This is a genomic window from Pseudomonas sp. St316 (assembly GCF_018325905.1).
GTDB lineage: Bacteria > Pseudomonadota > Gammaproteobacteria > Pseudomonadales > Pseudomonadaceae > Aquipseudomonas.
In genome coordinates this window covers 4,947,136-4,969,565 of sequence record NZ_AP021901.1, presented here as the reverse complement: position 1 = coordinate 4,969,565, position 22,430 = coordinate 4,947,136, and the positions used below count along the sequence as shown (strand labels likewise).

General features: G+C 60.1%; 20 protein-coding genes. All 20 read left to right on the top strand.

Translation table 11 applies throughout. The features are described 5' to 3' along the window. Positions 1-24 precede the first annotated feature (24 nt). The 20 genes from KI237_RS22130 (at position 25) to KI237_RS22035 (ending at position 22,429) form a co-directional block, all read left to right on the top strand. On the top strand, positions 25-2,919 hold the full coding sequence (locus tag KI237_RS22130) for a glycosyltransferase family 2 protein (protein ID WP_212797055.1): 2,895 nt from the start codon (positions 25-27) through the stop codon (positions 2,917-2,919). 330 nt (positions 2,920-3,249) lie between these two features. After that, on the top strand, positions 3,250-4,176 hold the full coding sequence (locus KI237_RS22125; protein WP_212800676.1) for a ketoacyl-ACP synthase III: 927 nt from the start codon (positions 3,250-3,252) through the stop codon (positions 4,174-4,176). Between the two features lie 277 nt (positions 4,177-4,453). Beyond that, positions 4,454-5,302, top strand: a complete 849-nt coding sequence (locus tag KI237_RS22120) for a flagellin domain-containing protein (RefSeq protein WP_212797054.1) — start codon at positions 4,454-4,456, stop codon at positions 5,300-5,302. 72 nt (positions 5,303-5,374) lie between these two features. Continuing rightward, on the top strand, positions 5,375-5,740 hold the full coding sequence (locus KI237_RS22115) for a flagellar protein FlaG (protein ID WP_212797053.1): 366 nt from the start codon (positions 5,375-5,377) through the stop codon (positions 5,738-5,740). Positions 5,741-5,822: 82 nt separating this feature from the next. Continuing rightward, positions 5,823-7,253 carry a flagellar filament capping protein FliD gene (gene fliD / locus KI237_RS22110; RefSeq protein WP_212797052.1) on the top strand — a complete coding sequence of 477 codons (1,431 nt, stop codon included), beginning with the start codon at positions 5,823-5,825 and terminating at the stop codon, positions 7,251-7,253. A gap of 131 nt (positions 7,254-7,384) precedes the next feature. After that, positions 7,385-7,780 carry a flagellar export chaperone FliS gene (gene fliS, locus KI237_RS22105; RefSeq protein ID WP_212797051.1) on the top strand — a complete coding sequence of 132 codons (396 nt, stop codon included), beginning with the start codon at positions 7,385-7,387 and terminating at the stop codon, positions 7,778-7,780. Positions 7,781-7,791: 11 nt separating this feature from the next. Beyond that, complete coding sequence (gene fliT / locus KI237_RS22100) at positions 7,792-8,088, top strand: flagellar protein FliT (protein ID WP_212797050.1); 297 nt, start codon at positions 7,792-7,794, stop codon at positions 8,086-8,088. Positions 8,089-8,257: 169 nt separating this feature from the next. Further along, positions 8,258-9,733: a sigma-54 dependent transcriptional regulator gene (locus KI237_RS22095; RefSeq protein ID WP_212797049.1), complete on the top strand. Its 1,476-nt coding sequence runs from the start codon at positions 8,258-8,260 to the stop codon at positions 9,731-9,733. Positions 9,734-9,843: 110 nt separating this feature from the next. Next, positions 9,844-11,052, top strand: coding sequence for a sensor histidine kinase (locus KI237_RS22090; protein WP_502937069.1), 1,209 nt, complete (start codon positions 9,844-9,846; stop codon positions 11,050-11,052). 5 nt (positions 11,053-11,057) lie between these two features. Next, positions 11,058-12,452, top strand: coding sequence for a sigma-54-dependent response regulator transcription factor FleR (fleR, locus tag KI237_RS22085; protein ID WP_212797048.1), 1,395 nt, complete (start codon positions 11,058-11,060; stop codon positions 12,450-12,452). 223 nt (positions 12,453-12,675) lie between these two features. Beyond that, the gene (gene fliE, locus KI237_RS22080) at positions 12,676-13,002 is read left to right on the top strand and encodes a flagellar hook-basal body complex protein FliE (protein ID WP_003184044.1); all 327 of its coding nucleotides are present in this window, start codon (positions 12,676-12,678) and stop codon (positions 13,000-13,002) included. Between the two features lie 15 nt (positions 13,003-13,017). Next, a complete protein-coding gene (fliF, locus tag KI237_RS22075) occupies positions 13,018-14,802 on the top strand; it encodes a flagellar basal-body MS-ring/collar protein FliF (protein ID WP_212797047.1) in 1,785 nt (594 codons plus the stop codon). After that, positions 14,795-15,814, top strand: a complete 1,020-nt coding sequence (gene fliG, locus KI237_RS22070; RefSeq protein ID WP_003199086.1) for a flagellar motor switch protein FliG — start codon at positions 14,795-14,797, stop codon at positions 15,812-15,814. The genes fliF and fliG overlap by 8 nt, the downstream gene beginning before the upstream one ends. A 7-nt stretch (positions 15,815-15,821) precedes the next feature. Continuing rightward, positions 15,822-16,667 (top strand): flagellar assembly protein FliH, encoded by an 846-nt coding sequence (gene fliH / locus KI237_RS22065; RefSeq protein ID WP_212797046.1) that lies wholly within the window; start codon positions 15,822-15,824, stop codon positions 16,665-16,667. Next, positions 16,657-18,015, top strand: coding sequence for a flagellar protein export ATPase FliI (gene fliI / locus KI237_RS22060; protein WP_212797045.1), 1,359 nt, complete (start codon positions 16,657-16,659; stop codon positions 18,013-18,015). The genes fliH and fliI overlap by 11 nt, the downstream gene beginning before the upstream one ends. Positions 18,016-18,021: 6 nt before the next feature. Next, positions 18,022-18,471 (top strand): flagellar export protein FliJ, encoded by a 450-nt coding sequence (gene fliJ / locus KI237_RS22055; RefSeq protein ID WP_003199091.1) that lies wholly within the window; start codon positions 18,022-18,024, stop codon positions 18,469-18,471. Between the two features lie 102 nt (positions 18,472-18,573). Beyond that, positions 18,574-18,879, top strand: coding sequence for an STAS domain-containing protein (locus tag KI237_RS22050; protein WP_212797044.1), 306 nt, complete (start codon positions 18,574-18,576; stop codon positions 18,877-18,879). Positions 18,880-18,884: 5 nt separating this feature from the next. Further along, complete coding sequence (locus KI237_RS22045) at positions 18,885-20,591, top strand: ATP-binding SpoIIE family protein phosphatase (protein ID WP_212797043.1); 1,707 nt, start codon at positions 18,885-18,887, stop codon at positions 20,589-20,591. A gap of 31 nt (positions 20,592-20,622) precedes the next feature. Beyond that, positions 20,623-20,967: an Hpt domain-containing protein gene (locus KI237_RS22040; protein ID WP_212797042.1), complete on the top strand. Its 345-nt coding sequence runs from the start codon at positions 20,623-20,625 to the stop codon at positions 20,965-20,967. Positions 20,968-21,055: 88 nt separating this feature from the next. Beyond that, the gene (locus KI237_RS22035) at positions 21,056-22,429 is read left to right on the top strand and encodes a flagellar hook-length control protein FliK (protein WP_212797041.1); all 1,374 of its coding nucleotides are present in this window, start codon (positions 21,056-21,058) and stop codon (positions 22,427-22,429) included. The last annotated feature ends 1 nt before the right edge of the window (position 22,430 follow it).

The following is a 22,430-nucleotide window of genomic DNA, read 5'->3' as shown; positions in this document are numbered from 1 at the left end:
CCACCCACTTGTTAAGGAATGAATATGTTAAGCAATGCCCCAACAGGATCGACTGCGCCGTTGAATGAACGGTTTACCCTGGTGCTGTTCGCTCACGACCAGTCGACTGCCCTGCGGCGGGCGTTGCGCCACTACCGCGACAGTTCGTTTGCCGTATTGGTCATCGACTCATCCAGTCAACCCGGCGGCGACATCACGGCAGCGTTGCCCGGCGTGCAATACCTGCACGCACCTACGGCTGCTGGTTTCGGCGACAAGGTTCGCCAGGCTGTCGAGCGAGTCGCCACGCCTTATCTGGCGATTGCCGATGCCGAGAGTTTCCTGCTGCCTCAGGCTCTTGAACAATCGTTGAATTTCCTTGAAGCGCACCCTGAATATGGTGCCTGCCAAGGCTATAGCCTGGCGTTCGAGGCCCATGCCGACCGTGTTGACTATTACTTGCTCGATCGCAAGGGCTGTGAAGATTATTCCCAAGCATCGGCCGATGCCCGGCTGGCCGTGTTTGCCGAGGATTGCCCGTCACTCGTGAGCGCACTCACGCGCACTGAAACCCTTAGACGCACTTACGCTTCGTTGCCCGCCGGTTTTGATTCGTGGTTGCAACAGGCCGGTCATTCCTATGGGTTGGTGGCGCAAGCTAAGGTCCGCTTGCTGGACATTCCCCATGGCGTGCATGAGCGCAGTCATGTGGTGAAGCCGCAGAGCGCGGTTGCGATGGCGGCTGGTTCTCAGGACTTGCATGCAGTCGCGGAGCGGGAGCGTCTGGCCACGACGTTGGCCAGCGCCTTCGGTTCGGATGTTTCGGTGCACGAACAGGCCCGTGCCATCGTCAAGAAGCTGGCTGAGCGTTCGGTGCCGCAGGCCGGAAAACTGCTCGAGTCGACCTGGGACTCGCGGCGCGGCGAACCGGTTCGTCGTTTCGAGCCGACGCAATACGTTGAGTTACCGTTCTATAACCAAGCTTGTTTTGACGTACTCGCCACGTTGGAATTTCTGCTTCATGCAGCGCCGAGCGGGCGTGTGCAGTTGAACGAACTGGAAGCGGTCATGCTCAAGCAGAAGGAGCTGGCTCGCCCCCAGCGCAACAGCAGCGCCGAGCCGCTTGATGAACAACTGGCGAGGGCTTTCCTGAGCTATGCCTTCAACCAGGATCTGGTGAAGCAACTGCTCGATGTCATGCAGGCCAAGGGTGACAAGCGCTACGTGCAAATGCTCAAGGCCTGGGAACAACGGCTCAAGGCGGCGGCGTTTGAAAATACCGCGAGGTTGTTCGACGCCACGCGCTCCGGTCAATTGCTGCGCTGGCTCGACGCCCGTGAGCCGAGCGTCAGTGAAGCCCAGAAAGTGGCCAAATACCTGGCAGCTCGCAACGGTGGCCCGACGTTTGGCATTTTGATCCTGGATCTGGACGCCGACATCTTCAAGATGCAAGCAACCTTCGACAGCGTGATCAATGGCTATTGCCGGGCGTTCAAGATTGTTGTGTTCACCACTGGTGACCTGCCGGCCGAGACCACGCCACAGAACGTCCTGCATTTCGTCAAAGTCAACGAAAGCAATTACGTCGACAAAATCAATCAGGTTGTCAGCCAGAGCGATTGCGACTGGATGGTCATGGCCGAGGCCGGCGATGAATTGACGCCGGGCGGTCTGTTCCGTGCGGGTGTGGAATTGCTGGCTGCGCCACAATGCCAAGCTGTGGCAATGGACGAGTTCCAGCGCCAGCCTGACGGGACGCTGGCCGATGTCTTCCGGCCAGGGTTCAACTTAGACTTGCTGCAAAGCGTCCCGGCCTTGATGGCCCGTCATTGGCTGGTACGCCGCGAGACGTTGGTAAAACTTGGCGGTTATTCGCGCGAGTTCAAGAGCGCATTGGAGTTCGACCTGCTGTTGCGTTTGATCGAGCAGGACGGCCTGGAGGGGCTTGCCCATCTGGATGAGCCTCTGCTGATTTGCCAGGCGCCTGCGGTGGAAGATAACGCCGATGAGCGCAAGACATTGCTGCGTCACCTGGCGGTACGGGGTTATCAAGCCGACGTGAGTGCGGCGGTGCCGGGTACGCATAAGATCGACTATCGCTTTGCCGATCGCCCCATGGTGTCGATCATCGTCCATGGCGTTACCGAACTGGCGGCGTTGCAGCGTTGCTTGCTCAGCGTGCTGCAGCGCACTCGTTATCAGCGTTACGAGGTATTGGTCCCGCTCGCGGCGGCAGAGCACGCGACGCTGCGCCACTGGCTCGGTGGCCAGGGGCACCAGGCCAGTCGCGTGCGGTTGCTGGAGATCGAACCGGGTGTCGCGACGGGGTCGTTGATCAACGCTGCCAGCCAGGAGACCAAGGGCGACTATCTGGTGACCCTTGCGGCCGACAGCGAGGTGCTCAACGTCAACTGGATCGAGTCGCTGCTCAATCAGGCCTTGCGTCCGGAAGTCGGTGTGGTCGGTGCCAAGTTGATCGAGCGCGATGGGCGTATCACCCAGGCTGGCCTGATTCTGGGTTTGAACGACGAGGTGGGCTCGCCCTTCATCGGCGAGCCGAAGACTGCTAGAGGCTATATGAGCCGGTTGGTCGTCGAGCAGAATTGCTCGGCGGTGTCTTTTGCCTGCCTGATGATTTCCAAACAGTTGTTCAACGCCGCTGACGGCATCGACAGCGGATTGTTCGACGATGCCTTGGGTGACGTGGATCTGTGCCTCAGGGTCGGCCAGGCCGGGTACCTGACGGTATGGACGCCACACGTGCAGGTTATCCAGTCCGGCGTCCTGGCAAGCACGCCAGAGGCTCGTGAGGCACTGCGTGAGAAATGGTCCGAATCGTTCGCCCAGGATCGCTTCTACAACGGGAACCTGGCATTGCAAGGCACTGGTTTCACCCTGGGACCGGTGCGCAACGTACGCTGGACCGACTTGCTGGTGTAACTCCCGCCTTGCGAGGCATTCCATCGACGCCGGCAGGTAAACCTGCCGGCGCTCTCGCCTGATTGCCCCGCCATCCTCAAGAGTGCTGTCCCGTGTCCAATGCCGTCGCGGGAAATGACGCGGCTTCGTTTGTCATGAAAAAATGCCCCACCAGGACAAAACGGCGTGACGCATAGGTCATAAAGTGCATCTTCACTGTATTGTATTCCCCGGAGTGGAGGCCCGTTCGTTTGCCGGATAAGGCGTCCGCCCTTGGAAATCAACCATTTTTGAAGCGCCCCTGAGCTTTTGGGGGTGAACCTAGTCGCAGTTCATGATCGGGAAGCCATGATGATTGGCATAAAAAGCATAGCGAGTTATGTGCCGACCGCTGGTGTGGATAACTACGCTCAGGGTGCCAAATTCGAGAAGGATGAAGAATTCATCCTTGGCAAGATTGGTTCGGCGTTCCTGCCGCGCAAAGACGCTGACCAGGAAACCTCGGACCTGTGTGTCGAAGCGGTGAATGCATTGTTCGCCAACAACCCAAGCCTTGCGCGCGAGTCGATCGACGCGTTGATCGTTGTCACCCAGAACGGTGATGAAGAGGGGCTGCCGCATACCGCTGCCATCGTGCAGGACAAACTCGGGCTGCCGACCCATGTGGCGGCGTTCGATATATCGCTGGGCTGCTCGGGCTATGTGTACGGCATCTACGCCCTGAAAGGCTTCATGGAGGCCGCTGGGTTGAAGAACGGGTTGTTGGTCACCGCCGACCCGTATTCGAAAATCGTCGACCCTGAAGACCGCAACACCACCATGTTGTTTGGCGATGCCGCCACGGCCACCTGGATGGCCGAGGACGCCACCTGGCAGTTGGGCAAAGCCAAGTTCGGCACTGATGGTTCCGGCGCACCGCACCTGAAGGTCAGCGACGGAGTGTTTTTCATGAACGGTCGCCAGGTTTTCAACTTCGCTCTATTGAAAGTGCCCGCTCATTTGCACGAATTGCTGGATGAATCGTCACTGCATGCCAGCGACATCGACGCGTTCTGCATCCACCAGGGCAGCGCGGCGATTGTCGATGCCGTGGCGCGGCGTTTCGAGGGTGAGCCAGAGAAATTCATCAAGGACATGGTCGAGACCGGCAACACCGTGTCGTCGAGCATTCCGCTGCTGCTGGAAAAGCACGTTCTGAATGCTGACTGGAAGCGCGTGGCGATCAGCGGTTTTGGTGTTGGCCTGTCGTGGGGATCGGCGATCCTTTATCGCGATTGATCCCATGACGTTTCTTTCTCATAGCGCTTCAGGCTCGCCTGTAGCGCTATTTTTTTGCCTGCGTCTCTGCTCTGCGGTTTCTTGACGCCATTTTTCGGGCTTTGGCCTGCGCCTAAACCCTTGTTTTGCAAGGGGTGGCAGTCTGCTAGCAATTTTTTTGAAAAAAGCCCTCAAGCAAGTTCCCAATCCGACGATAACTATTACGAAGGTTCTCTAGGCCACACCCGGCGGTTGCCAGGGCCGGAAGCCGCAGTACCCAACCAACGAGGAATTCGTCATGGCTTTAACAGTAAACACTAACGTCACATCGTTGAACGTTCAGAAGAACCTGAACAAGGCTTCCGATGCTCTGTCCACTTCGATGACCCGCCTGTCTTCCGGCCTGAAAATCAACAGCGCCAAAGACGACGCCGCCGGCCTGCAGATCGCTACCCGCATGACCTCGCAAATCCGCGGTCAGAACATGGCGATCAAAAACGCCAACGACGGTATCTCCATGGCGCAGACCGCTGAAGGCGCGATGCAGGAGCAGACCAACATTCTGCAACGTATGCGTGAACTGGCCATCCAGTCCCGTAACGATAGCAACAGCGCAGACGACCGTATCGCTCTGAACAAAGAGTTCTCGCAGATGAGCGACGAACTGACCCGTATTGCCAACAGCACCAACCTGAACGGCAAGAACCTGCTTGACGGCTCCGCCAGCACCATGACCTTCCAGGTCGGCTCCAACAATGGTTCTGACAACCAGATCACCCTGACCTTGAGCGCAAGCTTCGACGCTGCAACTCTGGGTGTTGACTCGGCAATCACCATCCTTGGTTCCGACAGTGCTGCTTCGGAAGCCGCCTTCTCGGCCTCCATGGATGCAATCACCAGCGCGATCGACACCATCAACAGTGCTCGTGCCGACCTCGGTGCTGCTCAAAACCGTCTCAACAGCACCATCTCCAACCTGCAGAACATCAACGAAAACGCCAGTGCTGCACTGGGTCGCGTACAAGATACCGACTTCGCTGCTGAAACTGCACAACTGACCAAGCAGCAGACTCTGCAGCAAGCGTCTACCTCGGTTCTGGCCCAGGCCAACCAACTGCCATCCGCTGTACTGAAGCTGCTTCAGTAATAGCCGGATGAGTTTTAGCGGGGGAGTGCGCTTGCGTACTCTCTCGCTTTTTCCGTTCAAGAGGTGATGGACATGGATATGAGCGTGAAGCTGAACTTGTCTTATCCAGCGGCGAAGCCGGCACCCACGGTGGTCGACAAGCCAGTGGAGAAGCCTCAAGCCGAGGTTGCTACCGTGACCCCTGTCAAGGAAGCACCTAGAGACGCTGCCGCCGAGCAGGACAAACTCAAGAAGGCCGTACAGGAAATCGAGAAGTTCGTTCAGTCGGTCAAGCGCAACCTGGAGTTTTCTATTGATGAGCCTTCAGGCAAAGTAGTGGTCAAAGTGATCGCCAGCGGTTCCGGTGAAGTGATTCGCCAGATCCCGAACGAAGAAGTTCTGAAACTGGCCAACAGTTTGAATGATGCAAACAGCTTGTTGTTCAGCGCCGAAGCCTGACAACCGGCACGAATTTTGTTGCTATGTTCTTTTGGGCGTTGTATGGGTCAAAAGGCCGGCGACACACTGAAGGGAGTCCCACATGGCAAGTCCAATTCTACCTGGCTTGGGTCTAGGCTCGGGCCTTGATACCACCGCGATCGTCAAGGCCCTGGTCGACTCCGACAAGGCCGCCAAGCAAGGTCAGATCACCCGAGCGACGACGACTACTACCAACAGTATCTCCGGGGTGGGAACCCTGAAGTCGTTGTTGGCGGCTTTCAATACCGCGATGAAGGACTTGTCCAGCACAACGACCCCGCAATTTTCGGGTTTTGCTGCAACATCCTCGACCCCAACTGTTCTGACGGCAACCGCCAGCAACTCTGCGGTGGGCGGTACCTATGCAATCAAGGTCGATAATATCGCAACGGCTTCCAAGGTCACCTCGGCGGCCTTCGCCGGTGGCACTAGCAGTGCCATCCCGAGCGGCACGTTGACCATCAAGCAGAACGGCGTCGACTACAACCTCAACGTGGCGTCCGGCGCAACTCTGCAATCGGTTCGTGACGCGATCAATGCCGACACTTCGCTCAAGGCTGCGGGTTTCAGTGCCAACATTATCACCGACTCTTTCGGTTCGCGCCTGGTGCTGGGTTCCAGCACTACCGGCGCAGGTTCCGACATCTCGGTGAGCGGCATTGCGGGGCTGGAGATCGATGGGACGAACGTCGTGGGTGCCGGGGGGGCTGCGCTGACGGCCACTTCGGCGGGTGCCATCGGTGCTCTGGCCCAGGATGCCAAGTTTTCCGTCGATGGCATGGCATTGACCAGCAAGAGCAATACGGTCAGCACGGCGATTTCCGGGCTGACGTTGAATTTGCTTAGCGGTGGAGTGGGTGCTACTTCAACCGTTACCGTCGCGCCGAACAATGATGGTCTGAAAGCCTCGATCCAGAAGTTCGTGGATGCCTATAACGCGATCGCCAACAGCGTCACCGCCCTGACCAAGCCGTCGCTCGACGCAGATGGGAAGCTGACGGTGTCAGCAAAATTGACCGGTGATGCGTTGCCTCGCTCGCTGCTGGCGGCGATTCGAACGCCCTTGTCTGAAACCGGCGCTGGCGACAAGCTGACATCGCTGGCCCAGTTGGGTATTACCACTGATCAGAAGACCGGTGCGTTGAACTTCGATACCACCAAGTTCAATACGGCGATGAACGATAAAAAGCTCAGCGGTGAAGTCCAGACGTTGTTCACGGGCACCAATGGCCTGCTGGAACGCATGGGCAAGGCTATCGAACCCTATAGCCAGACCGGCGGCATCCTCGACCAGCGCACCAGCACGCTGACCAAGACCCAGACCCGCCTGAAGAACGATCAGCAGGCTTTGGATCGTCGGGTCGAGACGCTGACCGCCACTCTGACCAAGAAGTACAACGACATGGATACCCTGGTCGGCAAGCTGAAGGCTACCGCCAGCAACATCACCTCGATGTTCGCAGCATTGGCGGCGCAACAGAAAAACAGCTGATCTTCGACCGATGCAAAAAGCCCGGCAACGTTTTGACAACGTTCCGGGCTTTCGGTTTTTCGACCTAAAGTTTTTTGACGCAGCGTCGATACGCTGTTTATACGAACCGAAGTTTTTTGATGAGGTAGAACATGAATCCGATGTTAGCCCTTCGCCAATACCAGAAGATTGGCGCCCAGGCGCAAACCTCCGAAGCAAGTCCCCATCGTCTTGTGCAGATGCTCATGGAAGGTGGGCTGGATCGTATCGCCCAGGCCAAGGGCGCGATGGAGCGCAAGGATATTGCAAACAGAGGCATTCTGATCAGCAAGGCCATCGGCATCGTCGGTGGTTTGCGCGAAGGCCTGGACCTGGAAAACCAGGCCGAGTCGGTCGCTGAGTTGGATGCTCTTTACGCTTATATGATGAAACGGTTGGCCGAAGCCAACGTCAAGGCCGATCCGAAGATTCTCGACGAAGTCGCCGATCTGCTTCGCACGGTCAAGGAAGGCTGGGACGCCATCGCCACGCCTGGTCCGCAATTCTAAGGAGTGCTCTCATGAGTCTTGTCCTGCAGCGAATCGAACAAACCCGTGACGCCTTAGTCGATGCCTTGGCCGAGCGTAACTGGGAAGCCATTGGTCAGTTGGACCTGGCTTGCCGTTCCTGCATGGAAGACGTCCTGGGCGAGTCCCAGGTGGATGAGGCGGCGTTGCGGACAAATCTTGAGGAATTGCTAGGGGTGTACCGGCAATTGCTGGAGGCGGCGACAGGAGAGCGTCAGGCGATCGTCGACGAGATGCAACAGATCCATCAAGCACAGAACGCGGCAAAGGTTTACCATCTGTTCGGTTAATGCTCAGTTAATCCGAGCCCGTTGCGCCATAAATTTGACTGTGCACGGTTTTTTGACTTAACTAGTAGCTGTTTACAGATTAAAGGCGTCTACAGGCATGACAAGTCTGCAAGCGTCTAGCTTGCCCCCTAATTTCGGGCATTGGGTTGACTAGGGAAGTTGCTATTGCATGTGGCGTGAAACCAAAATTCTCCTGATCGATGACGATAGCGTCCGCCGCCGCGACCTGGCGGTGATCCTGAATTTTCTTGGCGAAGAAAATTTACCCTGCGGAAGCCATGACTGGCAGCAGGCCGTCGGCTCTTTGTCGTCCAGTCGTGAAGTCATTTGTGTCCTTATCGGGACCGTGAATGCTCCCGCAACGCTTTTGGGCTTGCTAAAGACACTCTCAACCTGGGATGAGTTCCTTCCGGTTTTGTTAATGGGCGAAAATTCTTCCCTTGACTTGCCTGACGACCAGCGCCGACGGGTACTTTCCACGCTCGAAATGCCGCCCAGCTACAGCAAGCTGCTTGATTCGTTGCATCGCGCGCAGGTTTATCGCGAGATGTACGACCAGGCCCGTGAGCGCGGCAGGCATCGCGAACCCAACCTTTTCCGTAGCCTTGTCGGCACCAGCCGGGCGATCCAGCACGTGCGCCAGATGATGCAGCAGGTCGCCGATACCGACGCCAGCGTGCTGATCCTGGGCGAATCGGGCACCGGCAAGGAAGTGGTCGCGCGCAACCTGCATTACCACTCCAAGCGCCGCGAAGCGCCGTTCGTGCCGGTCAACTGTGGCGCGATCCCGGCCGAGTTGCTGGAGAGCGAGCTGTTTGGCCATGAGAAGGGTGCCTTTACTGGCGCGATCACCAGCCGCGCCGGGCGTTTTGAACTGGCCAATGGCGGTACGCTGTTTCTCGACGAAATCGGCGACATGCCGCTGCCGATGCAGGTCAAGCTGCTGCGGGTCCTGCAAGAGCGCACCTTCGAACGCGTGGGCAGCAACAAGACCCAGAGTGTCGATGTGCGAATCATTGCCGCTACGCACAAGAACCTTGAGAGCATGATCGAGGTCGGCAGTTTCCGCGAAGACCTCTATTACCGCCTCAACGTGTTCCCGATCGAAATGGCGCCACTGCGTGAGCGCGTCGAAGACATTCCGTTGTTGATGAACGAACTGATTTCGCGCATGGAGCACGAAAAGCGCGGTTCGATCCGTTTCAACTCGGCGGCGATCATGTCCCTGTGCCGCCATGGCTGGCCGGGCAACGTCCGTGAGCTGGCCAACCTGGTGGAGCGCATGGCGATCATGCACCCGTACGGGGTGATCGGTGTGAACGAACTGCCGAAGAAATTCCGCTACGTCGACGACGAAGACGAGCAAATGGTCGACAGCCTGCGCAGCGACCTGGAGGAGCGTGTGGCAATCAATGGCCATACGCCAGACTTCACCGCCAATGCCTTGTTGCCGCCCGAAGGCCTGGATCTCAAGGATTACCTGGGAGGCCTGGAGCAAGGGCTGATCCAGCAGGCGCTGGACGATGCCAACGGTATCGTGGCCCGCGCGGCAGAACGCCTGCGCATCCGTCGCACCACCCTGGTGGAGAAGATGCGCAAGTACGGCATGAGCCGTCGCGAAGGAGATGAACAGGCGGATGATTGACGCCTGTTTTCCAACCGCCTGATTTTCAGGCGGTTTTTTTTCGGCACGGGTATTGCTATAGCCCTCGCAACGTTCCGTTTAACTGACGGTCAGCCAAGCGAGAGAGCCCGATGACCCAAGCTGCCCAGATGTCTCCTGTCCCCGAGCCGGGACACATGCCGTCCGTCGAGCAGGCAAGCCGGCTTGGACTTGAGCAGGCATTTTCGCTGTTTAACCAGGTGTCCAGCCAACTGACTGATTCCTATAGCCTGCTCGAAGCCCGGGTCACCGAGCTCAAGGGTGAGCTGGCCGTAGTCAGCGCCCAGCGCATGCAGGAGCTGGCGGAAAAGGAACGCCTGGCTAATCGTCTGCAAAACCTCCTCGATCTGTTGCCCGGTGGCGTTATCGTCATCGACGCCCACGGCCGTGTGCGCGAAGCCAACCCGGCGGCTTGCGAGTTGCTCGGTCTGCCACTGGAAGGTGAGCTGTGGCGGCATGTCATCGCCCGCTGCTTTGCGCCCCGTGAAGACGACGGTCATGAGGTATCCCTCAAGGATGGTCGGCGCCTTTCTATCTCGACGCGCTCGCTGGATGCTGAGCCTGGGCAATTGGTGTTGCTCAACGACCTGACTGAAACCCGGCACCTGCAAGATCAGTTGGCTCGCCATGAACGCCTGTCTTCCCTGGGGCGGATGGTAGCGTCGCTGGCCCATCAGATTCGTACGCCGCTTTCTGCCGCGCTGCTCTATGCCAGTCATTTGACAGAACAGCAATTGCCGATGGAGACCCAGCAACGGTTCGCCGGACGCTTGAAAGAGCGCCTGCACGAACTGGAGCACCAGGTGCGCGACATGCTGGTATTCGCGCGCGGCGAGCTGCCGTTGACCGACCGTGTCACCCCCAAGGCCTTGCTGCAATCGTTGCAAGCCGCGGCGTTGACCCATGTGCAGGAGCTGCCGATCCGCTGGCAGTGCGACAGCCACGTCGGTGAGGTGTTGTGTAATCGTGACACGTTGGTGGGCGCGGTATTGAACCTCATCGAAAACGCGATCCAGGCCAGCGGCGACGACGTCCGGCTGAAAGTGCATTTATATACACGTGATCACACTTTGCGCCTGTGTGTCAGCGACAACGGCAGTGGTATCGAGCCGGTCGTGCTGGCGCGCTTGGGCGAGCCATTCTTCACCACCAAGACCACTGGCACCGGCCTGGGCCTGACCGTGGTCAAGGCTGTGGCGCGTGCCCATCAGGGAGAATTGCGACTGCGCTCGCGGCGGGGCCGTGGCACCTGTGCGACGGTGTGCTTGCCGCTGTTTTCCAATGCGCCAGGGGTGGAGTGAAAGCAATGGCGATCAAGGTGTTGCTGGTTGAGGATGACCGGGCCCTGCGCGAGGCGCTGGCCGATACGCTGGTCTTGGCTGGGCATGACTACGCCGCTGTCGGTTCGGCGGAAGAGGCGCTGCTTGCCGTGGACCGCGAAGCGTTCAGCCTGGTGGTCAGCGACGTCAATATGCCGGGCATGGACGGTCATCAATTGCTCGGCCTGTTGCGCGCACGTCAGCCGCAACTGCCGGTCTTGCTGATGACCGCCCACGGCGCCGTCGAGCGAGCGGTGGATGCCATGCGCCAGGGTGCAGCGGATTACCTGGTCAAGCCGTTCGAGCCAAAAGCACTGCTGGACCTGGTCGCGCGCCATGCCTTGGGCAGTCTCGCGGTCGAGGGCGAAGGTCCGGTGGCCATCGAGCCGGCCAGTGCGCAACTGTTGGAATTGGCCGCGCGGGTGGCGCGCAGCGATTCAACTGTGTTGATTTCCGGCGAGTCCGGTACGGGCAAGGAAGTGCTGGCGCGTTATATCCACCAACAGTCCCGGCGCGCCAGCGAACCGTTCATTGCCATCAATTGCGCGGCGATTCCCGACAACATGCTCGAGGCGACACTGTTCGGTCATGAGAAGGGCTCGTTCACGGGGGCCATTGCGGCCCAGGCTGGCAAGTTCGAGCAAGCCGACGGTGGCACGATCCTGCTCGATGAAATTTCCGAAATGCCGCTGGGCCTGCAGGCCAAGCTGTTGCGGGTATTGCAGGAGCGGGAAGTGGAGCGGGTCGGTGGGCGCAAGCCCATCAGTCTGGATATCCGCGTGGTGGCAACCACCAACCGCGACCTGGCCGGCGAAGTGGCGGCGGGGCGTTTCCGTGAAGACCTCTATTACCGCTTGTCGGTCTTCCCGCTGGCCTGGCGTCCGTTGCGCGAGCGCACCGCCGATATCCTGCCGCTGGCCGAGCGTCTGCTGAACAAACACGTCAATAAAATGAAGCATGCCGCTGCCCGGCTTTCAGCCGACGCTCGGGCTTGCCTGATCGCCTACCCGTGGCCGGGCAATGTCCGAGAGCTCGATAATGCCATCCAGCGGGCCTTGATTCTGCAACAGGGCGGCTTGATCCAGCCGGAGGATTTCTGTCTGGCGGGCCCAGTGGCCTGCGCGCCATTGCCTGCACTGTCGCCGGTACCAGCAGCGGCCTTCGCGCCCTCGGTGGAGGTGGAAGGCGAGTCGGCCGGCGCCTTGGGCGACGACCTGCGTCGTCGCGAATTCCAGATGATCATCGACACCCTGCGCGCCGAGCGCGGTCGTCGCAAGGAGGCCGCCGAACGCCTGGGGATCAGTCCGCGCACCCTGCGCTACAAGCTGGCGCAGATGCGCGACGCCGGTATGGATGTCGAGGCTTACCTGTTCGCCAGTTGAATAAGCACCAAAAACCCCTGTGGGAGCGAGCTTGCTCGCGATAGCGGTGGGTCAGTCGAGTCGAGGTCAGATGTGATGGGGCATCGCGAGCAAGCTCGCTCCCACAATGGCGTTGTGCGCGCATTTGTTTTCTATCGCCATGGAGCTGGCACCCTTGTTGCTAATACCTGAGTACCCGCTGAGTAAGTGTCAAAAAAATGCGGGCCGCCAGAGAGAGTAGACCATGAGCCAAGGTATTGAATTTAATCGGTTGATGTTGGACATGCGGTCCATGCAAATGGACGCCATGGCCCAGCCTAAATCGGTCGCGGTCCCCCAAGTGGGTGGCAGCAGCTTTTCCGACATGCTCGGTCAGGCCGTCAATAAAGTGAACGATACCCAGCAGGCATCGAACCAGTTGGCCAGTGCTTTCGAGATTGGCAAAAGTGGTGTCGACCTGACGGATGTAATGATCTCCTCGCAGAAAGCCAGTGTCTCGTTTCAGGCGTTGACCCAGGTTCGTAACAAACTGGTTCAAGCCTACCAAGACATCATGCAGATGCCGGTTTAAGGAAATTATTGAGTCATGGCAGAAGCAGCCGTTGATAACGTTCCAGCCAAGGCCACTCCGGTAGACGGCAAACCGCCGTTGTTCGGCCTGTCCTTCCTGGAAAATCTCTCCGAGATGACCATGCTGCGTCAGGTAGGCCTGTTGGTCGGCCTGGCAGCCAGCGTGGCGATCGGGTTTGCTGTGGTGCTGTGGTCCCAGCAGCCGGACTACCGTCCTTTGTACGGTAGCCTGGAGGGCATGGATGCCAAGCAGGTCATGGAGACCCTGGCTGCCGCTGACATTACCTATACCGTAGAACCCAATTCCGGCGCCTTGCTGGTCAAGGCCGATGACGTCGCCCGTGCCCGTCTCAAGCTGGCCGCTGCCGGCGTGGCGCCCAAGGATGGCAACATCGGTTTCGAGATCCTCGACAAGGACCAGGGCCTGGGCACCAGCCAGTTCATGGAAGCGACCCGTTATCGTCGCGGCCTGGAAGGTGAGCTGGCGCGGACTATTTCCAGCCTGAACAACGTCAAGGGCGCCCGCGTGCACCTGGCGATTCCGAAAAGCTCGGTGTTCGTGCGCGATGAGCGCAAGCCCAGTGCCTCGGTGCTGGTCGAGCTGTATTCGGGCCGTTCGCTGGAGCCAGGTCAGGTCCTTGCCATCATCAATCTGGTGGCGACCAGCGTACCTGAGCTGAGCAAATCGCAGATCACCGTGGTCGACCAGAAAGGCAACCTGCTGTCCGATCAGGCGGAAAACTCCGAACTGACCATGGCCGGCAAGCAATTCGATTACAGCCGTCGCATGGAAGGCATGCTGACCCAGCGGGTCCACAACATCCTGCAACCGATCCTGGGTAACGATCGCTATAAAGCCGAAGTGTCGGCGGATGTCGACTTCAGTGCCGTCGAGTCCACTTCCGAGCAGTTCAACCCCGATCAACCGGCGCTGCGCAGCGAGCAGTCGGTCAATGAACAACGTACCGCCAGCAATGGCCCGCAAGGCGTACCGGGTGCCCTGAGCAACCAGCCGCCGTCGCCAGCCAGCGCGCCGCAGACCACCGGTGGCGCCACGGCGGCCGCCGGCATGGTGCAGCCAGGCCAGCCGCTGATCGATGCCAACGGCCAGCAGATCATGGACCCGGCCACCGGCCAGCCGATGCTGGCGCCGTACCCGGCCGACAAGCGTCAGCAGTCGACCAAGAACTTCGAGCTTGACCGCTCCATCAGTCACACCAAGCAACAACAGGGTCGTTTGAATCGCCTGTCGGTCGCCGTGGTGGTGGACGATCAGGTCAAGGTCAATGCGGCCAGCGGCGAAACCAGTCGTGCGCCGTGGAGCGCCGACGAATTGGCGCGCTTCACTCGCTTGGTGCAGGACGCCGTCGGTTTCGACGCCAGCCGCGGCGACAGCGTCAGCGTGATCAACGTACCGTTCTCCCTGGAGCGCGGTGAAGTGGTCGCCGATATTCCGTTTTATTCGCAACCCTGGTTCTGGGATGTGGTCAAGCAGGTATTGGGCGTGCTGTTCATCCTGATACTGGTGTTTGGCGTGCTGCGTCCGGTGCTCAACAACATCACCGGCGGCGGCAAGAACAAGCAATTGGCAGCTTTCGGTGATGTCGAGCTCGGAGGCATGGGCGGCCTGGATGGCGAATTGGCCAACGATCGTGTCAGCCTCGGCGGGCCGCAGAGCATCCTGCTGCCAAGCCCGAGCGAAGGCTATGACGCTCAATTGAACGCCATCAAGAGTCTGGTGGCAGAAGACCCGGGTCGTGTGGCCCAGGTCGTGAAAGAGTGGATTAACGCAGATGAGTGATAATCGAGCCGCTGTTGCCAAACTGTCCCGGGTCGACAAAGCCGCGATCCTGCTGCTGTCGCTGGGCTCCACCGATGCTGCCCAAGTGCTGCGCCACATGGGGCCCAAGGAGGTCCAGCGCGTGGGCGTGGCCATGGCCCAGATGGGCAACGTGCACCGTGAGCAGGTCGAGCAGGTGATGAGCGAGTTCGTCGACATCGTCGGCGATCAGACTAGCCTGGGCGTTGGTTCCGATGACTACGTGCGCAAGATGCTCACCCAGGCCCTGGGCGAGGACAAGGCCAACGGCCTCATCGACCGGATCCTGCTGGGTGGCAACACCAGCGGCCTGGACAGCCTCAAATGGATGGAGCCGCGGGCGGTTGCCGACGTGATCCGTTACGAGCACCCGCAGATCCAGGCGATCGTGGTGGCTTACCTCGACCCGGATCAGGCCGGTGAAGTGCTGGGCAACTTCGACCACAAGGTGCGCTTGGACATCATCCTGCGGGTGTCTTCGCTCAACACCGTGCAGCCGGCGGCCCTGAAAGAATTGAACCAGATTCTCGAGAAGCAGTTCTCGGGCAACTCCAATGCCTCGCGCACCACCCTGGGTGGCATCAAGCGCGCGGCGGACATCATGAACTTCCTCGACAGTTCGATCGAAGGTCAGTTGATGGACTCGATCCGCGAGTTCGACGAAGACCTGTCCGGTCAGATCGAAGACCTCATGTTCGTGTTCAACAACCTGTCCGATGTCGACGATCGTGGCATCCAGGCGCTGTTGCGCGAAGTGTCCTCCGACGTGCTGGTGCTGGCCCTCAAGGGCTCGGACGAAGGCGTCAAGGAAAAGATCTTCAAGAACATGTCCAAACGGGCGGCCGAACTGTTGCGCGACGATCTCGAGGCCAAGGGCCCGGTGCGCGTCAGCGACGTGGAAACCGCACAGAAGGAAATCCTCACCATCGCCCGCCGCATGGCCGAAGCCGGGGAGATCGTTCTCGGTGGCAAGGGCGGCGAAGAGATGATCTAAGGTCGTTATGTCTGCCAAGATTGATGAAGCACCCAGCGACCTGATCCGCGCCCGTGACGTCGGTGGTTTCGACGTCTGGTCGCTGCCCAGCTTCGACCCCCACGTGCCCGAGCCTGAGCCGGAGCCGGTGGAAGAACTGCCGGAGCCGGAGGAAGTGCCGCTGGATGAAGTCCAGCCACTGACCCTCGAGGAAGTCGAGAGCATTCGTCAGGAAGCCTACAATGAAGGCTTTGCCGTGGGTGAAAAGGAAGGCTTCCACAGCACCACGCTCAAGGTCCGCCAGGAAGCCGACGTGGCGCTGACGGCCAAGCTCCGTGCGTTGGAATCGCTGATGCTCAACCTGTTCGACCCCATCGCCGAGCAGGACACCCAGATCGAGAAGTCCCTGGTGGGACTGGTGCAACATATCGCCAAACAAGTGATCCAGCGCGAACTGGCCATCGATTCGAGCCAGATCGAACATGTCATGCGTGAAGCGCTCAAGTTGTTGCCTTTGGGCGTGGGTAACGTGCGGTTGTATATCAATCCCCAGGACTTCGAGCTGGTCAAGGCCCTGCGCGAGCGCCATGAAGAAACCTGGCGAATCGTCGAGGACGCGGCGCTGTTGCCGGGCGGTTGCCGTGTGGAAACCGAACACAGCCGCATCGACGCAACCGTTGAAACCCGCATCAGCCAGATCATGGCCAAATTGTTCGACCAGTTGCACGAGCAGGCCCTGCACCCGGCCGCTGCCGACCTGAGCCTGGAGTTGCCGGACGAACCCGGGGCCGGTGCCGATGCCGCGTCGGCCGATACCGGCTTGGATGTACCTGAACTGGACGCCTCTGCACTGGACAGCCGCGATGCGCCTTGAGCGAACCAGCTTTGGCAAACGCCTGGGCAGCTACGCCGAGGCCAGCGAACTGGCCGGCCAACCGATCCTGGAAGGGCGCCTGTTGCGCATGGTCGGCCTGACCCTTGAGGCCGAAGGCCTGCGTGCCGCCATGGGCAGCCGCTGCATGGTGATCAACGACGACAGCTATCATCCGGTGCAGGTCGAAGCCGAGGTCATGGGCTTTTCCGGCAGCAAGGTTTTCTTGATGCCCGTGGGCAGCGTCGCCGGCATCGCTCCCGGTGCGCGCGTGGTGCCCCTGGCCGACAACGGCCGCCTGCCCATGGGCATGAGCATGCTCGGGCGCGTGCTGGACGGGGCCGGACGGGCCTTGGACGGCAAGGGCGGCATGAAGGCTGAAGACTGGGTGCCGATGGACGGCCCGACGATCAACCCGCTCAAACGCGACCCCATCAGCGTACCGCTGGACGTGGGCATCCGCTGCATCAACGGTTTATTGACGGTCGGGCGCGGCCAGCGCCTGGGCCTTTTTGCCGGTACCGGGGTGGGCAAGAGTGTGCTGCTGGGTATGATGACCCGTTTCACCGAAGCCGACATCATTGTGGTGGGGCTGATCGGCGAGCGGGGTCGTGAGGTGAAGGAGTTCATCGAGCACATCCTCGGTGAGGAAGGGCTCAAGCGTTCGGTGGTGGTGGCTTCGCCAGCGGACGATGCGCCGTTGATGCGGCTGCGGGCCGCCATGTATTGCACGCGCATCGCCGAATACTTCCGCGACAAGGGCAAGAACGTCCTGCTGTTGATGGATTCGCTGACCCGTTTCGCCCAGGCCCAGCGGGAAATCGCCCTGGCCATCGGCGAGCCGCCGGCCACCAAGGGTTATCCACCTTCGGTATTCGCCAAGCTGCCGAAACTGGTGGAGCGCGCCGGCAATGCGGAAAAGGGCGGCGGTTCGATCACCGCGTTCTATACCGTGCTGTCCGAAGGCGATGACCAGCAGGATCCCATCGCTGACTCCGCGCGGGGCGTACTCGACGGGCACATCGTGCTGTCCAGGCGCCTGGCCGAAGAAGGGCATTACCCGGCTATCGACATCGAGGCGTCCATCAGCCGGGTCATGCCGTCGGTGATCAGTGCCGAGCATATGAAGCGGGCCCAGCAGTTCAAGCAGTACTGGTCGCGCTACCAGCAAAGCCGCGACCTGATCAGCGTCGGCGCCTATGTGCCTGGCGGTGACCGCGAGACCGACACCGCCATCAGTCTTTACCCGGCCATGGCCGTCTACCTGCGCCAGGGCCTGAACGACAACATCGGCATGGGCGCCAGCGAAGCGCACCTGCAGACTATTTTCGCCCCGGTCTCAGGCACGTAACCGGCCATGGCCACGAGTCGTGCGGCACGCCTGGCGCCCGTGGTGGACATGGCGGAAAAGGCTGAGAAGACGGCCGTCCAGCGACTGGCGTATTTCCAGGGCCAGGTCAAAGTCGCGGAAAGCAAACTGGCCGACCTCGAAAACTTTCGACTCGAATATCAGGAACAGTGGATCGCCCGTGGCGCTCACGGGGTTTCCGGGCAGTGGTTGTTGGGGTACCAAGGGTTCCTTGCGCAGTTGGGTACCGCTATCGACCAGCAGCGCCAGAGCCTGGTCTGGCACCAGAACAACCTGGAGAAGGCCCGCCAGAGCTGGCAAGAGGCGTTTGCCCGGGTCGAAGGGTTGCGCAAACTGGTGCAGCGCTATATCGATGAGGCGCGGCAACTGGAAGACAAGCGCGAACAGAAACTGCTCGATGAGTTGTCCCAGCGCCTGCCGCGACAAAATCCCTATTGATGCGAAACCAGGATTTTGTCGGCTGAATCAGACAAAACCTTGCTCAGACCTTTACCAGATGCTAAACCTTGTACACGTATGTCCATGACAAGGAAGCCGATCATGTCAGTCGTTACCGAAGTATCCCCCGATGGGCACAAGCTGACGATCTCGATCAAAGGTCGATTCGATTTCGGGCGGCATCAGGAGTTTCGTGAGTCCTATGAACGGCTCAATAGGAAACCCGACTCCATCGTGGTGGATTTGAAAGAAGCCACCTATCTCGACAGTTCCGCCTTGGGCATGCTCTTGCTGTTGCGCGATCATGCCGGTGGCGATGCCTCGGATATCCGCGTTGTCAACAGCAGCAATGACGTCAAGAAAATCCTCGCGATCTCCAATTTCGACAAGCTGTTCGACATCAGTTGATCGCCATGCAATCGTCGTCGGAGCCGCTGACGGTCCTGATTGCCGAAGACAGTGCCGCTGATCGACTGCTGTTGTCGACCATCGTCCGCCGCCAGGGGCATCACGTGCTCACTGCGGCCGATGGCGCCGAAGCGGTCGAGGTCTATCTGGCGCAGCGTCCGCACCTGGTGCTGATGGACGCGATGATGCCGGTGATGGACGGCTTTGAAGCAGCGCAGAAAATCAAGCAGTTGGCCGGGGACCAGTTGGTCCCGATCATTTTCCTCACCTCGTTGACGGAGAGCGAAGCCTTGGCCCGTTGCCTGGAGGCGGGCGGCGACGATTTCCTGGCCAAACCCTACAACCAAGTGATCCTGGCGGCCAAGATCAAGGCCATGGACCGCTTGCGTCGGTTGCAGGCCACGGTGGTGGAGCAGCGCGACCAGATCGCCCGGCACCATGACTACCTGCTCAACGAGCAACGGGTCGCCAAGGCTGTATTTGACAAGATCGCCCACTCCGGCTGCCTGAGCGCGCCGAACATCCGTTACCTGCAATCGCCTTATGCCTTGTTCAACGGTGATCTGCTGCTGGCGGCGTTCAATCCGGCCGGTGATATGCACGTCCTGCTAGGGGATTTCACCGGCCACGGTTTACCGGCGGCGGTCGGTGCGATGCCGCTGGCGGAGGTGTTCTACGGGATGACCGCCAAGGGCTACGGCCTGGCGCAGATCCTGCGGGAAATGAATGCCAAGCTCAAACGCATCCTGCCAGTGGACATGTTCTGTTGCGCGACGTTGCTGTGCCTGAGCTTCCAGCGGTGCACGGTGGAAGTCTGGAATGGCGGCATGCCCGAAGGTTATCTGCACGACAGCCTCAGCGGCGTGCGCACGCCGTTGCCGGCGCGGCACCTGCCGTTGGGTGTGCTCTCGCCCCAGCTATTCGATGACCGCACCGAAGTGCACGCCATGTCGCTGGGGGACCGGGTGTTCCTGTTGTCCGACGGCGTAATCGAAACCAGTGACGACCACGATCGGCCGTTTGGCGTGGAGGGGTTGCAGCAGGTGTTTGCAGCCAACCGTGAGCCCGATCTTCTTTTCGAAGATATTCAGCAGGCCTTGCGGGACTTTCGCGGCGAGGCCCGGGACGACTTCAGTATGGTCGAGATACGGTTGGTCGCGCCGACGCAACTCAACCCGCCGCCGCCGGTCTATTCCGATAGCGGCCAGTCCAGCCCGCTGGATTGGTCGGTGAGCTTCGAGTTCCGGGCGCAGACGCTCAAACGCTTCAATCCGATGCCCTACTTGCTGCAATTGTTATTTGAGGTCCATGGGCTCAGGGTGCAAAGTGGCGCCCTTTACAGTGTCATGTCGGAGCTGTATTCCAATGCTCTGGATCACGGGGTGCTGGGACTCGACTCGAGCCTCAAACGTGACGCGGCGGGTTTTGCCCGCTATTACAGAGAGCGTAATACGCGCCTGGATGAACTGAGCGACGGCTACGTGCGGGTGCACTTGCATGTCTCGCCGAGCGGCGAGGGTGGTCGCCTGGCCATAGAGGTCGAGGACAGTGGCGAGGGCTTTGATGTCGCCAAGGTGCTGGCGCGGCCCGTGGACAGTGATCGGTTGTCGGGGCGCGGCGTGAGCCTGGTACGTCAGTTGAGCCAACAAGCCAGTTGGTCAGACGATGGTCGTAGTGCGCGTGTGGAGTTTTTCTGGGAGGCTCCGGCATAATCGGAGCCATTCTTGATCAGGGAGCGAACAAGTGAACGAGATTCATCTGGACCGCGACGTGCTCAGCACGTTGAAGGAAGTCATGGAGGAGGGGTATCTGGAGTTGCTGGATACTTTTCTCAATGACTCGGAGGCTCGCTTGCGCGTGCTGCATGAGGCACGGGACGCTGAAAAACTGAGCGCCACGGCCCACAGCTTCAAGGGCAGCAGCAGTAACATGGGCGCTATCCGCCTGGCCGAGCTGTGTGGCGAACTGGAGCAGCGTGCCAAGCAGCCGTCATTGGGTGGTATCGAGAAACTGGTCAACGAAATCGACAGCGAATTTGCTCATGTTCGCAAGCTTTGCACGCAAGAGCGTGAAGGCTTTCACTGCTGAAATTTGATGGTTGGACAGACGTTGGCCCGTGCCTTGCATTGCCTAGTCTCGACTGTACCTATGATTCCAGTGCAGCGGAGACCTTTTTATGCCCGTTACCCCCAATACACTGCTTCAGGCCTCTGTCCAGGCCAAGCCCAAGGCCGCCGTCAATTCACCGGCAGCGGCTCCGGATCTCGGGGATAGAGCTTCCAGCTTCGCTCAAGTCTTCGCCAAGCAGGCGCCTGCCAAGGCAGCTGCGGCCCCTGAGCCGCCGGTGAAATCGGCGCGCGAAAACGCTTCCAACAACACCGTCAAAAAAGACACCGGCAACCAAACGCCTGCCGCCTCGGAGCCGACGGTTGCCGATAGCGGCAAACCCTTGCCCGCGGACAAACCGGCCAGCGCCGACGACGAGACCGCCAGTGACGACAGCGCCGACTCGGTTGAAACGCCGGTGGCGGATGCCGCACCCGTCGATCCGAGCCTTGATCCAGGATTGCTGCCTGACATGACGGTGCCGGTGGCGACAATCGCACCGGAACCTGCGCCTGTGGTCACGACCGAGGTTCAGGTCACCACGGCCGTCGCGGCACCGGTTGCCCCGCTGGTCACGCCGGCCCAGGCTGCGGTGGTTCCGGAGGTCGATTCAACCTTTGACCCTGAAGCCGACCCGCTCGACGCATTGCCCGCCTTGCGGTTGGCGATGGAGCAGGGCGGTCATGTTTCCGCCACCAGCCAGGCCCAGCCCAAGAGTGCTGCCCCGGCGTCGCCCGACGGTGAGCCGACTTCGGCGCAGACCTTCGCCGCCGGCATGGCGAGCATGCTCAACGTGCAGGCCGACCAGAACAGTACCGAGCCCGGCAGCCAGGGCGGTGATAAGGCATTTGGTGGCTTGATCAGCGAAGGTCTCAAGGACCTGGGCGCCGCTTCCGGTGACACTCGCGTGGACGATTTCGCCAACCGCCTGGCCGCACTGACCCAGGCCGCTACGCCAAAGACCGCCAACGCGGTGCCGGTCAACCAACCTATCGCGATGAATCAGAGCGGTTGGACCGAAGAGGTGGTCAACCGGGTGATGTACCTGTCCAGCGTCAATCTCAAGGCGGCCGATATCCAGTTGCAACCCGCCGAACTCGGGCGTCTGGATATCCGGGTGAACATGGTGCCGGACCAGCAGACCCAGGTCACGTTCATGAGCGCCCACCCCGGCGTTCGCGAAGCCCTCGAGGGGCAGTTGCATCGCCTGCGGGACAATTTTGCCCAACAGGGCATGGGCCAGGTCGACGTCAGCGTATCCGATCAGTCCCGTGGTTCGCAGAACCAGGGTCAGCAGGCCCAGCAACAAGCCCAGGCCGGGCGCACGACGGCGTCTGGTGGGCGAGTGGACTCGGTGGATGAACACCTGCCGGCCAGCGTTGCTGAAGTGGCGGCCAGTACTACCAGCGTCATCGGCTCCAGCGCGGTCGACTACTACGCCTGAC

Bases quoted from the DNA above. Each gene is read 5' to 3' on its own strand.
- KI237_RS22130 (WP_212797055.1), top strand. From the start codon at position 25: ATGTTAAGCAATGCCCCAACAGGATCGACTGCGCCGTTGAATGAACGG.
- KI237_RS22125 (WP_212800676.1), top strand. From the start codon at position 3,250: ATGATTGGCATAAAAAGCATAGCGAGTTATGTGCCGACCGCTGGTGTG.
- KI237_RS22120 (WP_212797054.1), top strand. From the start codon at position 4,454: ATGGCTTTAACAGTAAACACTAACGTCACATCGTTGAACGTTCAGAAG.
- KI237_RS22115 (WP_212797053.1), top strand. From the start codon at position 5,375: ATGGATATGAGCGTGAAGCTGAACTTGTCTTATCCAGCGGCGAAGCCG.
- fliD (WP_212797052.1), top strand. From the start codon at position 5,823: ATGGCAAGTCCAATTCTACCTGGCTTGGGTCTAGGCTCGGGCCTTGAT.
- fliS (WP_212797051.1), top strand. From the start codon at position 7,385: ATGAATCCGATGTTAGCCCTTCGCCAATACCAGAAGATTGGCGCCCAG.
- fliT (WP_212797050.1), top strand. From the start codon at position 7,792: ATGAGTCTTGTCCTGCAGCGAATCGAACAAACCCGTGACGCCTTAGTC.
- KI237_RS22095 (WP_212797049.1), top strand. From the start codon at position 8,258: ATGTGGCGTGAAACCAAAATTCTCCTGATCGATGACGATAGCGTCCGC.
- KI237_RS22090 (WP_502937069.1), top strand. From the start codon at position 9,844: ATGACCCAAGCTGCCCAGATGTCTCCTGTCCCCGAGCCGGGACACATG.
- fleR (WP_212797048.1), top strand. From the start codon at position 11,058: ATGGCGATCAAGGTGTTGCTGGTTGAGGATGACCGGGCCCTGCGCGAG.
- fliE (WP_003184044.1), top strand. From the start codon at position 12,676: ATGAGCCAAGGTATTGAATTTAATCGGTTGATGTTGGACATGCGGTCC.
- fliF (WP_212797047.1), top strand. From the start codon at position 13,018: ATGGCAGAAGCAGCCGTTGATAACGTTCCAGCCAAGGCCACTCCGGTA.
- fliG (WP_003199086.1), top strand. From the start codon at position 14,795: ATGAGTGATAATCGAGCCGCTGTTGCCAAACTGTCCCGGGTCGACAAA.
- fliH (WP_212797046.1), top strand. From the start codon at position 15,822: ATGTCTGCCAAGATTGATGAAGCACCCAGCGACCTGATCCGCGCCCGT.
- fliI (WP_212797045.1), top strand. From the start codon at position 16,657: ATGCGCCTTGAGCGAACCAGCTTTGGCAAACGCCTGGGCAGCTACGCC.
- fliJ (WP_003199091.1), top strand. From the start codon at position 18,022: ATGGCCACGAGTCGTGCGGCACGCCTGGCGCCCGTGGTGGACATGGCG.
- KI237_RS22050 (WP_212797044.1), top strand. From the start codon at position 18,574: ATGTCAGTCGTTACCGAAGTATCCCCCGATGGGCACAAGCTGACGATC.
- KI237_RS22045 (WP_212797043.1), top strand. From the start codon at position 18,885: ATGCAATCGTCGTCGGAGCCGCTGACGGTCCTGATTGCCGAAGACAGT.
- KI237_RS22035 (WP_212797041.1), top strand. From the start codon at position 21,056: ATGCCCGTTACCCCCAATACACTGCTTCAGGCCTCTGTCCAGGCCAAG.